This is a genomic window from Macrococcus bovicus (assembly GCF_004359575.1).
In the GTDB taxonomy this organism is placed as follows: domain Bacteria; phylum Bacillota; class Bacilli; order Staphylococcales; family Staphylococcaceae; genus Macrococcus; species Macrococcus bovicus.
In genome coordinates this window covers 39895-55029 of record NZ_SCWF01000001.1, presented here as the reverse complement: position 1 = coordinate 55029, position 15135 = coordinate 39895, and the positions used below count along the sequence as shown (strand labels likewise).

Annotated in this window: 12 protein-coding genes; 3 read left to right on the top strand and 9 right to left on the bottom strand. The window is 45.2% G+C overall.

Annotated elements, in window-relative coordinates; translation table 11 throughout:
• Window positions 1-16 precede the first annotated feature (16 nt).
• Window positions 17-1060 (bottom strand): M42 family metallopeptidase, encoded by a 1044-nt coding sequence (locus ERX55_RS00295; RefSeq protein ID WP_133450591.1) that lies wholly within the window; start codon window positions 1058-1060, stop codon window positions 17-19.
• Between the two features lie 85 nt (window positions 1061-1145).
• Complete coding sequence (locus ERX55_RS00290) at window positions 1146-1271, bottom strand: sporulation protein (protein WP_133450590.1); 126 nt, start codon at window positions 1269-1271, stop codon at window positions 1146-1148.
• Window positions 1272-1367: 96 nt separating this feature from the next.
• On the opposite strand from ERX55_RS00290, the gene ERX55_RS00285 reads away from it, so the two are divergent.
• Both ERX55_RS00285 and ERX55_RS00280 read left to right on the top strand, forming a co-directional pair.
• Window positions 1368-2381: a cation diffusion facilitator family transporter gene (locus tag ERX55_RS00285; RefSeq protein ID WP_133450589.1), complete on the top strand. Its 1014-nt coding sequence runs from the start codon at window positions 1368-1370 to the stop codon at window positions 2379-2381.
• 2 nt (window positions 2382-2383) lie between these two features.
• A complete protein-coding gene (locus ERX55_RS00280; protein ID WP_133450588.1) occupies window positions 2384-2569 on the top strand; it encodes a 2-hydroxymuconate tautomerase in 186 nt (61 codons plus the stop codon).
• A gap of 33 nt (window positions 2570-2602) precedes the next feature.
• Here ERX55_RS00280 and ERX55_RS00275 read toward each other — a convergent pair whose 3' ends face one another.
• From ERX55_RS00275 to glcT, 4 genes are all read right to left on the bottom strand, one after another.
• A complete protein-coding gene (locus ERX55_RS00275) occupies window positions 2603-3541 on the bottom strand; it encodes an LCP family protein (protein WP_133450587.1) in 939 nt (312 codons plus the stop codon).
• Between the two features lie 100 nt (window positions 3542-3641).
• On the bottom strand, window positions 3642-4793 hold the full coding sequence (locus ERX55_RS00270; protein ID WP_208001487.1) for an AI-2E family transporter: 1152 nt from the start codon (window positions 4791-4793) through the stop codon (window positions 3642-3644).
• A gap of 115 nt (window positions 4794-4908) precedes the next feature.
• Window positions 4909-6978 (bottom strand): glucose-specific PTS transporter subunit IIBC, encoded by a 2070-nt coding sequence (ptsG, locus tag ERX55_RS00265; RefSeq protein WP_133450585.1) that lies wholly within the window; start codon window positions 6976-6978, stop codon window positions 4909-4911.
• Between the two features lie 105 nt (window positions 6979-7083).
• The gene (gene glcT, locus ERX55_RS00260; RefSeq protein ID WP_133450584.1) at window positions 7084-7929 is read right to left on the bottom strand and encodes a glucose PTS transporter transcription antiterminator GlcT; all 846 of its coding nucleotides are present in this window, start codon (window positions 7927-7929) and stop codon (window positions 7084-7086) included.
• 112 nt (window positions 7930-8041) lie between these two features.
• Between glcT and ERX55_RS00255 the strand changes: the two genes are divergently transcribed.
• Window positions 8042-9028, top strand: a complete 987-nt coding sequence (locus ERX55_RS00255) for a DUF1002 domain-containing protein (protein ID WP_133450583.1) — start codon at window positions 8042-8044, stop codon at window positions 9026-9028.
• Between the two features lie 30 nt (window positions 9029-9058).
• Here ERX55_RS00255 and alsT read toward each other — a convergent pair whose 3' ends face one another.
• The 3 genes from alsT to parE all read right to left on the bottom strand — a co-directional run bounded on the left by alsT (window position 9059) and on the right by parE (window position 15001).
• Window positions 9059-10501, bottom strand: coding sequence for a glutamine transporter AlsT (gene alsT / locus ERX55_RS00250; protein WP_243721432.1), 1443 nt, complete (start codon window positions 10499-10501; stop codon window positions 9059-9061).
• A gap of 100 nt (window positions 10502-10601) precedes the next feature.
• Entirely contained in the window at window positions 10602-12992 is a 2391-nt protein-coding gene (gene parC / locus ERX55_RS00245) for a DNA topoisomerase IV subunit A (protein ID WP_133450581.1), read from the bottom strand.
• On the bottom strand, window positions 12992-15001 hold the full coding sequence (parE, locus tag ERX55_RS00240) for a DNA topoisomerase IV subunit B (protein WP_243721416.1): 2010 nt from the start codon (window positions 14999-15001) through the stop codon (window positions 12992-12994). Before parE ends, parC begins: the two co-directional genes overlap by 1 nt.
• Between the last annotated feature and the right edge of the window lie 134 nt (window positions 15002-15135).

Genomic DNA, 15135 nt, shown 5'->3' with positions numbered 1-15135 from the left:
CCTGTATTAGAACTGTTTATACCAGTGGACTCTGAACATAGGCGAGAAGAAGTGATTCAGTCGCCTGTATGGAGCGCTCATGTGTACGTTCCATCGCATGGGAAGACTCAATGCCGGCACCGAACAGCGCATGTTTGATATCATGACCTGCAGAGATGGCCGCACTGGCATCAGATCCGTAGTAAGGATAGATATCAATCTTATAGTCTATACCATTTTCTCGGCACAGTTCAACGAGATGCTGGCGGAGATGATAATGATACGGACCTGAGCTGTCTTTTGCACAGATAGAGACCGTATATTCATCTGACAGCTGACCGTCACCCAGTGCCCCCATATCTACCGCAAGATATTCTACGACTTCTGACGGGATATTGGAGTTACCACCGTAACCGATCTCTTCATTGTTGGAGAAGAAGAAATGGGTGGTATGCGGCAACTGAATCTCATTGTCCTTCAGATGTACAAGTAACTCCAGCATAATCGCGGCACTGACTTTATCATCAAGGTGACGTGATTTCACGAAGCCGCTCTCTGTATACTGGAAGCGGGGTTCAAAGCAGATGAAATCGCCGACGTTGATTCCGAGGGCATATGTTTCTTCTGCAGATGCCGTGATTTCATCGATACGGACCTCCATATGATCGTCATCGCGTTTGATGTCGTCATTGCCGCGATAGACATGGACACTGGTTTCATGAAGGCAGATAGTACCTGTAAAGACTTTACCGGCACTATGAATCTGACAGTATTCCCCTTCTGTCGCATGCCAGCTGAAACCCCCTATCTTCGTCATCTTCAGTCGTCCGCTTGGCAGAATATCCTTGACCATAGCGCCGAGCGTATCGACGTGCGCTGTGATGAAGCGGTGACGAGTATCATCAGCCCCCTTTACTGTGACACTGAGTCCCCCTTTATTGGTAAGAGTGCTGTCAATACCATGTGCCTGCAGGTAGTCCTGGCAGTACTGGATGGCAGCGTAGGCATAGCCGGACGGACCTGGAATATTCACTAGTGTCTCGACCTGCTTGATGGTTGCTTTTACATCTGGATAAGTCATTCTGTCCCCTTCTTTCTTGAATATTACATCTATTCAATCTTATACGATATCCGAAATTTTGACAATATGAGGGCATAGGGTCTCGCTAACTGAAAAAGATCTCGTCTTCTATCCCTTCAATCGTGTCACCTGGCTGATAATGTGCTTGATTGATACGGGTATCAACAGTGAGATCCTCAAATCCGATAGAAGATAATAAATTTCTAAACATCTGGCCCTCCTAAGAATAATTTTGTCTTTTGATTTAGGACTATCATCGCATATAATAGGGAAGAGAACAAACATATTAAAAAAAGGAGTTTATAATATGACAGGTTTGTTTAAATTACTCAAAAAAGGAAGCAAATCTTCCTTGATGGCTGCCATTGTTAACTTTGTTCTCGGTGCACTTAAATTCGGTGCCTACCTGATTACAGGAAACGTAGCGATGTTCGCTGAGATGATGCATTCTCTGGGTGATGCAGCCAATCAGCTGTTCGTCTGGGTCGGCTCTGCGGTATCTAAAAAAGACCCCAATGAGAAGTTTCCTTTCGGATACGGCCGTCTTGTTAATATTGTTTGTTTATTCGCGGTTATCATTGTAGCCATTCTTGCTTATGAAACGGTTCTTGAAGGGATTCATCATATCCAGCACCCTTCCCATGAAGCGCAGCCCTTTAATCATTTTCTGATCAATGCAGGCGTCCTGTTGATCGGTATTGTGCTTGAAGGTTCTGTTCTAGGAAAAGCCGGTAAAGAAGTACTGGAGGAAGCCCACTTACCTACAACAGGTCTTCATCCTTATACAACCAGCTACCTGAATCTGAACAAAGCTAAACCGGCTACTAAACTGGTATTCATGGAAGATACAGTGGCCACTTTAGGCGGTGCCTTGGCTTTGATCGCCATCATCATTGCGCGTCTCACTGGCTTCGGACAGATTGAAGGTATAGTGTCCGTTATCATCGGTCTGATGATGTTCTTCGTCGTAGCACGTGTCTTCCTTGAGAATGCAGCAGGCGCTATTGGTGTCTCTGATCAGGAGATGGAAGTCCAAGCTTCTCGTATCATTCTCGAAAACGAGCATATCACGGATATTAAACGTCTGACAGTGCTGAAAGAAGGAGAAGACCTTCACCTGGAAGCATTGCTCGAAACGCCGCGTGTGGATATGAATTTAAGACAACTGTCTGAAATCAAGAAACAGATTGCCCAGCGTCTTCTGGAGCAGCCCCATGTGGTCGATGTTAACTTAGAGTTTATGGAAGCGGATAATGTACATGACTGGAAAGATGGTCATGGTTCATCAACATATAGAATGTATACCAAGGAGGATAAATAATAATGCCATTTGTCACCATTGAATTGATTGAAGGCCGCACGGAAGAACAGCTCAAAGCGATGGTTGCTGAGGTCACTGAAGTGGTCAGCAGAACAACTCAGGCGCCTAAAGAGAACATCCATGTATTCGTAGAAGAATTGAAGAAAGAGCGCTACGCTGTTAACGGCAAACTTAAATCAGAAGAATAAAAAATAGACGTACTCGCGAAGAGTACGTCTATTTTATTCTGCTAAAAATTTCTTGATTGCCTGTTTGTTCGCTTCTTTATCGATATCCAGCACATTCCCTACTCCGTAGACGTCCTTGAAATTAAACGTTCCTTTGACAGGAATGACAAGCGTCTGAATATCCTTATTCCCTCTGATCGCGAAAGAGGCGCCTGTCTTGAAGATATCACTGTTTGTCATATTGGTGTCGACATATCCTCTGGCAATCCCGGCAAGCTTAGGCACTTTAGGTAACGTTGACAGAGAGACAAACTCATTTTCGAGTGCCTTAATGACCTGCTGCTGTCTTCTGACACGCCCGAAGTCAGATTCTTCATCATTTCTGAAACGCGCATAACCCAGAAGCTCTTTACCATTCAGATTATGCTGCCCTTTTTTCAGGGAAACGCCGATTTTTTCAGACATATCTTTTTCGACATTGATTGGAATGCCTTGAGGAGACAACTCATCCACCATCTGTTCAAAGCCTTTGAAGTCAATGATCGCATAATATTCAAGATCAATATCCAGGTTCTTCTTCAACGTCTGGCGCAGCAGTTCAGGTCCGCCGAGCGTATATGCTGTATTGATTTTATAGTTCTGATAGCCTGGAATCTCTGCATAGATATCACGCATCACAGACATCAGTTTCATTTTTTTGCTTAAATAATCATATTGCGCCACCATAATGGAGTCCGTACGTGCAGAACCATCAACGACCCGGTCCTGACCTAAGATTAGAATGTTGACTTTGGCATCCTTATTAATAGGTCCATTAAACTCATACTTTTTCTCCTGTTTGCCGTGATCTCTCGCAAACTGTATGCCATTATTATAGCTTGATTTCACCCAGAAACCGAGTAATACAAGTAGCGCTATAAGAGCCAGGATAATAAACGGCAGTTTGCGCAGTCTGGTTTTTTTCTTGCGTCTGTAAACATTTTTGGTACTCATGTCATCCCTCTTCCAATCTTCCGAAACTATAACTAACTTATCCAATAAACATCTAAAAAGCAAGGGATTTTAGAAAAGATACATCTCAAGCCTGATAACTTTATGGATGGGTTTCATATGGCCCAGAGTCCTCAGAGAAATAACGGTTATAACGTTTCTTAAACTTCTCAAACAGATGAGAGACCAGCACACGGATAATGGCATAGGTCGGAATCGCTAAGATCACGCCTAGTACACCTGCTAGATTACCTGCACAGAGCAGGACAAAGATAATGGTCAGCGGATGAATCTGCATCGTCTTGCCCATAATATTAGGAGAGATAAAATGGCCCTCCAGGAACTGCACAGCGACCCAGACGATAACGAGCTTTAATAAGGTGAATGGTGAGTCAACCAGTGCGATGACAATAGCGGGACTGATGGCAATGGTCGGACCTAGATACGGCACGACACTTGTGACAGCGGCTATAGAAGCGAGCACCAGCGCATATTCCAGACCGATAATATTGTAGCCGATATAAAGCAGTACACCGATACATAATGATACAATGAGCTGTCCCTGGATATAGGACCCCACCTGTAGATCCATTTTAAGCAGGATATCATGGACATCCTGTCGGTATTTGGGAGGCGTCAGCCTCAGCACATAATTCAGGAACTTATCGCCATCCTTCAACAAGAAGAAAAGAACAAATGGGAAAGTCCCTATCACGATGATGACACTCATCAAAGCATCGATAATAGAACGGACCTTAGAGGGCAGCTTATCCATATAGACATTCGCTTTGTCCTGCAGCGAAACAAGCTGCTGATTGAGCCAGTGCTGCATATCAGCCATATAAGGCTCGATAAACGAGTTCTTAGTCAATTTATTAAAAACATCCCCTAGATGGTCGACATAGGCTGGAAAATGATTAATAAACAGAACAAACTGCTCCTGGATTAAAGGCACAAGCAAAGTAACGATACCTACAAGTACACCGAGAATAATCAGTATAAGCAGGATAATGCCCCACAACCTTTTGATACGGTAGCGCTCCAGAAAATTGACAACCGGATTGAGCAGATAGAAAAAGATAAAAGCGACAATAATCGGACCGATAATAGTTTTAATAATGGTAATAACAGGCGTAAAAACAAAGGACACCTGCCGGGTAATAAAGATCAGAATACCAATCAAAATAGCCATAATCAGCGTATAAATAAGAGTTGACCCACCTAAGAAGGAAATAAACCGATTATTTTTGAACATTTGCAACACTCTCCTTAATGAAATTAATTGATAATATAACTTTATAAGTTGACATAATAAAGTTATATTATTAAAAACGATAAATTGAAGGCCCTGGTTTCCCAGAGCCTTCATTTTACTTGATTTCCATTAATTTGTCGCCATGATTAATGCGACCGTAGTGAACATCTATCATTTGCTTATTGCCGAGATTTGTGAAGACAAGCGGCGTGATATCGCTTTTAGCATGTTCTCTGATAAAGTTAAGGTCAGCTTTCAGTAACGGCTGTCCAATTACAATCGTATCACCTGGTTTAACCAGCACTTCAAATCCTTCACCTTTCAGACCGACTGTTTCAAGTCCAAAGTGAATCAGCATCTCAGTGCCAGCTTCAGATTCAAGACCGAGAGCATGTTTAGTCGGGAAGTCCATTTTCACCGTGCCATCGAATGGAGCGTAAACAACGCCTTCTGCAGGGATAACTGCGACCCCCTCACCCATCATTTTACCGGCAAATACTTCATCAGGCACTTTAGTAATATCTACCACTTCACCTGAAATCGGTGCAAACACTTCTGTCAGATCTTTATTTCCTGATGTCTCAATTACAACCTCATCAGGTGCATCTGCTGTTGCAGTCTGTTCAGGTCGCGTAATCTCGCCTGACATGATACGAGCCATATCATGCTTGATCTGGTCTGATTTAGGCCCGAATATCGCCTGCATGTTATTACCTACTTCAAGCACACCCGCTGCGCCTAAAGCTTTCAATTCATTCGTATCAACTTTAGATTTATCTTTAACTTCTACACGTAAACGTGTGATACAAGCATCCAGGTGCTTAATATTGTCTTTGCCACCCATCGCATCTAAAACGTTGAATGGTAATTCACTTGCTGTTGAAACTTTAGCAGTAGTTTCCTCTACTTCACGACCTGGCGTTTTTAAGTTGAACTTTTTAATCGCAAACGTAAACAGGAAGTAGTAGATCACTGCATAGACAAGACCTACCGGAATGACCATCAGTGCATTCGTACGATCCCAGTTCAGTAAACCGAATAATGTATAATCGATGAAACCGCCGGAGAACGTCATACCAATTTTAACATGCAGTAAATGCATGACCAGGAATGATGTACCCGCTAATAATACGTGGATCACATAGAGAATCGGTGCAACGAATAAGAATGAGAATTCAAGTGGTTCTGTAATACCCGTCAGGAATGACGTCAACGCAGCAGAAAGCATCAAGCCCCCTACTACTTTTTTACGTTCAGGACGTGCCTGGCGGTAGATAGCAAATGCGGCTGCAGGCAGACCGAACATCATAAATGGATATTTACCTGTTGTGAACATACCTGCTGTAAACGGAACGCCGTCTTTCATCTGTGCCATCCAGATTTTCTGGTCCCCACGAACCAGGTTACCGGCTGCATCTGTATAACTACCAAACTCGAACCAGAATGGTGCATAGAAAATGTGGTGCAGACCGAACGGAATTAATGCACGTTCAATGATACCGAAAATAAATGTCGTTAATACTAAGTTCTTATCGAGTAGGAACTGAGATAAACCATTCAGACCGTGCTGAATGAATGGCCATACTAACGCAAGGACGATACCTGTCAGAATTGCCATAACAGACGTGATGATAGGTACAAAACGTTTTCCTGCGAAGAAACCGAGGAATGCTGGCATCTGAATATTATAGAACTTATTGTAACACCATGCAGCAATGGCACCCATGATGATACCGCCGAATACACCCGTCTGCAGTGTCGGAATACCGAGCACTAATGCATAGGCCGGATCTTTTGCTGATTGACCCAGTGTTTTAGCCCCGTCCGCATATGAATAGATATCATCAATTGTAATGCCAAGATATTTACCCATTGTCGCATTCATAATTAAGAAGCCGACAAGTGCAGCCAGCGCAGCTACGCCGTCCCCACCTGCTAAACCAAGCGCCGTACCAATCGCAAATAATAAAGGCAGATTGTCAAAGATAACCTGACCGGCAGATTCCATAATACCTGATAGCATGACGAAGAAATCAGCTTTCAGCCAAGGTGCAAACTGCAGGAGCTGGTCATTGTGCATCGCATTACCAAAGGCCAGTAAGATACCTGCAGCCGGCAGGATCGCTACTGGCAGCATGAGCGCTTTACCGATTCGCTGCAGCTGACCGAACAACATTTTAAACATAGAAATACCCTCCTTTTATTGTTAAGACATTTTCAATGACGCAAAAAGGCATGAGTCTAGACTGGTCCCTATGTACCAGCCTTAGACTCATGCCTGCATAACCAGTTACACGTCTGTAGCTTCAGTATTGAACTGCTGTATATGCATTGTCAGATAAACCAGCTCAGATTCATAGACCGGTTTATTCAGCAATGTCTGCATCATTTTGACTATCTTAATAGCCACATTATAGCAGACAGGATACTGAATTTTCAATAGGTTTTCGAGATTTCTTTGTTCAGGCGCAGAATCATTGGCGATAACGCGTTGCACTGCAAAGCTGATATGTCTCACAAAGCGTGAATAGATGATCGAATTCTTATCCACCTGAATCTTCAGATCATGCTCAATAATCCTGACTGACCGCGTAATGACCTCAGCCATCAGGTTCATATCCCGGATACTCTGACGGCTGATTGAGGAATGGATATGTAGCGCAATAAAGCCGACCTCCGATTCCGGCAGCTTTACTTTCAGTCGTTCATTCAGCATATTGACGGCATTATAAGCGGCATTATACTCTCTTGGATAAAGGGCTTCTGTCTCATTGATGAATGGATTGGAAATAAAAATCTGGTCCTCTAAACGTTTGATGGCGAAGATAATATGATCAGTCAGTGAAAGAAGCAGACTATCATTGACGTCTTCTTCAATCAGATCTTTTATCTGGTCGACCACTTCTATGACGACTTTCATCACATCGTCATCGCCGATATCCATCAATGTCCGGTAACGCTGTTTATCCTGGAAGGTTTTCAGTTCATATATCTTTTCGATTTGATCGGTATCAATGACTTCTCCCGCCTTTTTGCCGAAACCGATACCCTTACCGATTAAAATCACTTCATCGCCGTAGTATGTGGCCACTAAAACATTGTTGTTAAGTGTCTTGTCTATAATGTAGTTGCCCATCTGTCACCTCGTACTTAAGTCTCATGGCAGAACGATTCTCGCATGCTATAATATTCGTAAGCTTATACATAGTATAGCGAATATCACTACAATTAAAAAGGAGATGACCCACTTGAAAAAGAAAATAAAATTACTTGCTGCTTTCCTGTCATTCATCATGATACTGACCTTCTCCAAACCTTCCTATGCTGTTACAGAGGAAGCCTGGCAGGAAGCTGTCACTGTATACGGTGCTGCCCTTCAGTCCAATGACAATCTGAGAAATACCACTCACGACCTGCTCGGTACGCAGGACAATGATAAAATCACTTATGTCACAGCAGCGGACCTCGGTAAATATTTAAACCTGCAGTCTTCTGATAATGTGCTTAAATCAAGTATCCGTATCACGAAGCTTGCCAAAGGTGCGGGCCTGACATTGACCATTGACCAATCCAAAGGGAAAATCACTAAAATCACTGAAGACACATATAAGAATGCGCTCTTGACTGCCGGTGTCACTGATGCTGACGTCAAGATTGCTGCTGCCGAAGACGTAACAGGTGAAAGTGCATTAGCGGGCGTCTATAAAGCCTTTGAAGCGCAAGGTGAGCCGATTGACCAGGCACAGACAAAAGCTGCACAGGACGAGCTCGATTCAATCACCAGCATCACGGAAGAAAATCAGAATAAAGACGGCTTCTCACAAGAGCAGCTGAATAAAGCAATTGCTGAAGCAAAAGCAGAAATCGCTAAACAAGGCGGCAACTTATCTGTGACTGAAATTAAAAATGTCGTGACTGAAAAAATCAATAACAACGGATTAAACAACGTCTTAAATGACAACCAGATCAATATTATCGTCAACTTCATCAATAACGCTCAGCAGCAAGGCGTCTTTACAGGTGAAAATGCCGATAAGATCATCAATAGTGCAACAGATTATGTCAATGACATCAAGAACTCCGATACTTTCAAGAACGCTGCCGAAAAAGCAAAAGAAGCCGGCAAAGATTTAAAGGATTCATTAGAAGAACAAGGCGTCTGGGATAAAATCGTCGAAGCAATCAAATCCTTCTTCACCGCTATCGGCAATTTCTTCAAGTCATTATTCGGATAGAAAAAAGACTATGCAGCTGCATAGTCTTTTCTATTTGTCTTCATGATGGTAAGGATTGTCGCCCCATGTCTCAACTGCTGATAAATCAGCCTTAACGTTCTTCGTTCTGAAGACCGGATTAAGGCCTTTCTTACGCTGTTCTGCATAGTCACCCGCAACTTCAAATACGACATGTGCGAGCCCGATGATCGCTGTTATGTTCAGGATAGCCATCAGACCCATGAACAAATCGGCTGTTGCCCAGACTGTCTCAACCTTGACAACTGCACCGAAGAATACCATGAATACCACGAGCAGACGGAAAATGAACATCACCGTCTTATTGGTCGTTAAATACTCAATGTTTGACTGCCCGTAATAGTAGTTACCGATAACAGACGAATAGGCGAACAGGAAGACAGCGACTGTCAGGAACATCCCACCGAACGCGCCGACATGGCTATTAAGTGCGGCCTGTGTCACCGCGACACCTTGAGGCGCTTTCTCTCCGAATTCTAGTCCCGAATAGAGCAGAATCATGATCGCTGTCGCTGTACATACGACCATCGTATCAAAGAATACGCCAAGAGACTGGATCAGCCCTTGTTTAACCGGGTGTGATACCGCAGCAGTAGCGGCCGCATTAGGGGCTGACCCCATCCCCGCTTCATTAGAGAAAAGACCCCGTTTGATTCCCTGCATGATAGTGAAACCGAGCGCCCCACTGAAGGCCTGTTCCATGCCGAATGCACCCTTCACGATAGAAGTCAGCATCGGGATGATCATATTCGCATGCGTGAGCAGAATGAACAGTACCAGTATAATATAAAAAATGGCCATGACAGGTACAATGGCAGAGGATATCCTAGCGATAGAACGCACGCCGCCGAAGATAACAATTGCTGTAATAACAGCAAGAATCAGACCGGTGATCCAAGGTGCTATTTTGTACTGTGCATTAAAGCTTTCAGCAATGGTATTCGACTGCACTGTGTTGAAGACAAAAGCAAACGTCACAGTGATGAGAATAGCAAACGTCACACCTAACCACTTCTGCCCGAGCCCTCTTTCCATGTAATAGGCAGGGCCGCCGCGGAAGCCGCCTTCTTTATCCGGTACTTTATAGACCTGTGCCAAAGTAGCCTCGAAGAATGCTGATGCTGCACCAAAAAACGCAATCACCCACATCCAGAAGACAGCACCGGGACCACCGAGCACAATCGCTGTTGCCACCCCGGCAATATTACCTGTGCCGACACGACTCGCCGCACTGATGGTAAATGCCTGGAATGAGGAAATCCCTTTCTGTCCATCATCAAGTGTCTCAGGTTTCTCCCCGATCACACGGAACATCTCACGCAGCCATCTCAGCTGGACAAAACGTGAGCTTAAACTGAAGAACAGTCCGGCCAGCAGTAACAGTCCGATCAGGAACTGCGTCCAGATTAAATCATTACCAGTCGATACAATGGTCTTGAACCAATCTGGTATCATAGCATCAAAATTTACTTTATTAAAATCCAACGAAAAATCCTCCTGTGAAAAATATACGTACATCATGTATATTATCACAAAAGGATTGCTCAAAGATATATTATTCCGTAATAAACATGTCCAGGACTTTGCCGAAGTCGCTTTCATCGACGACAAAGCTGCCGTTGGTATAGCGTTCTGTCAGACGGATGGATTTCACTGGCTGACTGACCGTCTGACCGGTGTCTGATAACAGATGGAAGTGCGCTTCAGGCTGGACTATCGCTGCTGCGACAATACGGTGAGGATTGGTTTTAAGTTCCTTGAGCAAGAGAAGCCCTCTGTTTGCTCTCTTAGCGACTTCGAAGTTCATCTTCATCCGCTTCACGGCCCCGCGCTGCGTCGCAATCAGCAGATCGCCGTCCGTCAGCATCATGGTCGCCGTCACTTCATCATCCTTCAGATTAATCGATTTAACACCCGCTGCCTTCAAGCCCTGCTCACTGACCTCAGCTAACGCATAGTTCAGTGCATAGCCATTCTGTGTCACAACTACGACCGTGCCATCATTAACCACATCGCTGTAGATGACTTCATCATCTGCCTTCAGCTTTATACCGACAATCGGACGGGTAAACCGTGATGTCTGATAATCTTTAAGCGGCGTCTTCTTAATCATACCGTGACGAGTCGCCGTCACCACAAAGCGCTCATCGAATGATTCCACTGCCACCAGGTTAAGGACGCGGTCCTGCTCTTTAAGCGGCACGATCTGCGAGATATGAGTCCCCAGGTCTTTCCACTTCACATCAGGCAGATTAACGACCGGAACGTAAAGGTAGTGACCCTGCGAGGTAAAGATGAGAAGCGTATGCTGCAGGTTGGTCTGCGTATGAATATGAAGTGCGTCGCCCTCTTTAACACCCACCTCACTCAGATCACTCGCGCCGTAACTTCTCAGTGAAGTCCGCTTGATATAACCGTCGCGGGTGATGCTGACCATTACCTCTTCATTCGGTACCGTGATGTCCTTGGAGATTTTCAGCTCGGCTACTTTCTCCTCAATCTGGCTGAGACGAGGCTCACCGTATTCCTTCTGCACCTGTTTCAGTTCTTTTCTGATGACCTGCTTCAGCTTTTTAGGATTTGCGAGAATCTCTGCAAGCTCCTTGATCTGTGCTTTCAGCTGGTCATGCTCCTTCTCAAGCGCCACGATATCCGTATTGGTCAGGCGGTACAGCTGAAGGCTGACAATGGCTTCTGCCTGTTCCATCGTGAAGTCAAATGAGTCGACGAGATTCTGTTTTGCATCCTGTTTATGGGCAGACTTTCTGATGACCGCAATGACATCGTCCAGAATAGAAACAGTCTTGATCAACCCTTCAACGATATGCATGCGGCGCTGTGCCTGCTGAAGCTGATAGTCACTGCGTCTCGTCACCACTTCATACTGATGTCGAATATAGCTGTTCAGCATCTCACGTACACCGAGCTGTTTAGGCCGGCGGTCACTGATAGCGACCATATTGAAATTATAGTTGATCTGCAGTTCTGTGTTCTTATACAGGTAATTCAGAATACCTTCTGCGTTGGCCTCTTTTTTTAGCTCGATTGCAATTCTCAGTCCTTCGCGGTCTGTCTCATCCCGGACTTCCAGTATACCGTCAACCTTCTTATCCGCACGGAGTTCATCGATCCGTTTGACCAGCACACCTTTATTGACTTCATAAGGAATCTCAGAGACGATGATCTGACTGCGACCGCCGCGCAGTGCTTCAATCGCCACCTTGCCCCGGACCACGATTTTCCCTTTACCTGTCTCATAGGCCTGTCTGATTCCCGCTTTCCCTTGGATGATGCCCCCGGTCGCGAAATCAGGACCCGGCATGACCGCCATGATACGGTCTAAATCTACGTTTTCGTTATCCATCACTAAAAGTGTGGCATCTATCACTTCTTTCAGGTTATGGGACGGGATATCTGTCGCGTAGCCCGCTGAAATACCCGTTGAGCCGTTGACCAGAAGGTTCGGATATTTAGCCGGGAGAACGACAGGTTCCATTGCTGTATCATCAAAGTTCTGGACATAGTCCACGGTCTGATACTGAATATCCTTCAGCAGAAGATCGGCTAACTTCGATAACTTGGCTTCTGTATAACGCATCGCTGCCGGTGGATCATTATCGATACTCCCGTTATTGCCGTGCATCTCAACCAGCACGTGGCGGAGCTTCCAGTCCTGACTCATACGGACCATTGCGTCATAGACTGATGTATCACCATGCGGATGGTAGTTACCGATCACATTACCGACAGTCTTCGCACTTTTTCTGAAGTTCTTATCAAATGTATTGCCTTCCTGATGCATCGCAAACAGGATACGACGTTGCACCGGCTTCAGACCGTCGCGCACATCCGGTATCGCCCGGTCCTGAATAATATATTTACTGTAGCGTGCAAAGCGGTCGCCAATGACATCTTCAAGCGGCAGTATCTGTATCTGTTCAGCCATTAAGCTTCATCTCCTAACTCGACATCTTCTATCACATGGATATCCTCTTCTTCTTTCATCAGCTGCACTTCATCATTCTCCAGGATGCCGACATCTTCCTGCATACCGAATTCAACGTGGCGTTCAATCCAGTCCCGACGCGGTTCAACCTTATCACCCATCAGGGTCGTCAGTCGTTTCGCGCTTCTCACCTCATCATTGATCTGCACACGGATCAGCGTCCGTGTCTCCGGATTCATGGTGGTCTCCCATAGTTGGTCAGGGTTCATTTCTCCTAGACCTTTGTACCGCTGCAGTGTAAAGCCTTTCCCGACTTTCTTCTGGACTGCCATGAGCTCATCATCTGTCCAGGCATACTCAATGACTTCTTTCTTTCCTTTTCCCTTAGAGACTTTATATAAAGGCGGCAGCGCGATGTAGACTCGTCCTGCTTCCAGCATCGGGCGCATATAGTTGAAGAAGAACGTCAGCAGCAGCACCTGGATATGGGCTCCGTCCGTATCAGCATCCGTCATAATAATGACTTTATTGTAGTTGCTGTCTTTCAAGTTGAAATCATTACCTACGCCGGCGCCGATGGTATGGATGATCGTATTGATTTCTTCGTTCTTGAAAATATCTTCAAGCTTCGCTTTCTCCGTATTGATGACTTTCCCTCTTAAAGGCAGAATCGCCTGAAACTTACGGTCACGACCTTGTTTAGCTGAACCGCCGGCAGAATCACCCTCCACAAGATAGAGTTCATTTTTCTCTGTATTCTTGCTCTGAGCAGGCGTGAGCTTACCTGATAAGAGTGTCTCCTTGCGCTTCTTCTTGCCATTACGGGCCTCTTCACGCGCCTTACGGGCAGCTTCACGTGCCTGTGATGCTTTGACGGCTTTTTTGACAAGACTCTGCGATAATTTCCCGTTTTCCTCCAGGAAGTAAGGCAGCTGATCAGCAATCACATTGTCCACAGCGCTCCGTGCCTCACTGGTACCGAGCTTCGATTTCGTCTGTCCTTCAAACTGCAGGAGCTCTTCAGGAATCTTGACCGATATGACGGCAGTCATGCCTTCACGGATATCATTGCCGTCGAGGTTCTTATCCTTCTGCTTCAGTTCCCCGGTCTTACGGGCATATTCGTTGAAGACACGGGTAAATGCGGTCTTCATGCCGACTTCATGTGTCCCGCCGTCCTTTGTACGGACATTGTTGACAAAGGACAGAATGGTCTCACTGTACTGGTCGTTATACTGAAAAGCAGCCTCTACTTCAATACCAGCTGACTCACCCTTGAACATGACGACATCGTGCAGCGTCTCCTTCCCCTCGTTGACGAAGGCGACAAATGCTTTCAGCCCCTCCTCAAAATGAAAGACATCCTGCTTCTCCTCGCTTCGTTTATCCGTCAACGTGATCTTCAGGTTCTGTAAGAGGAATGCCGATTCTCTGAGCCGTTCAGCCAGTGTGTCATAATTAAAATGGACGGTCTGCTTGAAAATCTTAGAATCCGGCATGAAGGTGACGGTCGTGCCCGTGCGTCTCGTCGTCCCCACTTCCTCGAGTGTCGTCACCGGCCGGCCGCCCTCTTCAAAACGCTGTTCATGAATCTTACCGTTGTTGTAGATCGTGACTTTCAGCCATGAACTCAGGGCATTGACGACTGAGGCACCGACACCGTGCAAACCGCCGCTCGTCTTATAGCCGCCCTGGCCGAACTTACCGCCTGCATGCAGGACAGTGAAAATGACCTCCGGCGTCGGTTTACCTGTCTTATGCAGACCGGTCGGCATACCGCGTCCATTATCTGCGACCGTCACGCTGCCGTCTTTATTCAGCGTGACATCTATCGCTGAACCATGGCCGTTCAGTGCTTCATCTATAGAGTTATCTAATATTTCATAGACGAGATGATGTAATCCCCGGCTGTCAGTCGAACCGATATACATACCCGGTCGTTTTCTTACAGCCTCAAGGCCTTCAAGCACCTGAATGGATTCATCATTATATTGAGTGTTTTGTACCAAATCGGACCCTCCCGCAAACATATGTTCGTTATTTTTTCATACAATCATTATTCTTCTACATTTTAATTAAAAAATCAAGTTTTATATTAGTTTACATAATAAATTTATATTAGTTAAATAAAATTGATAATAGC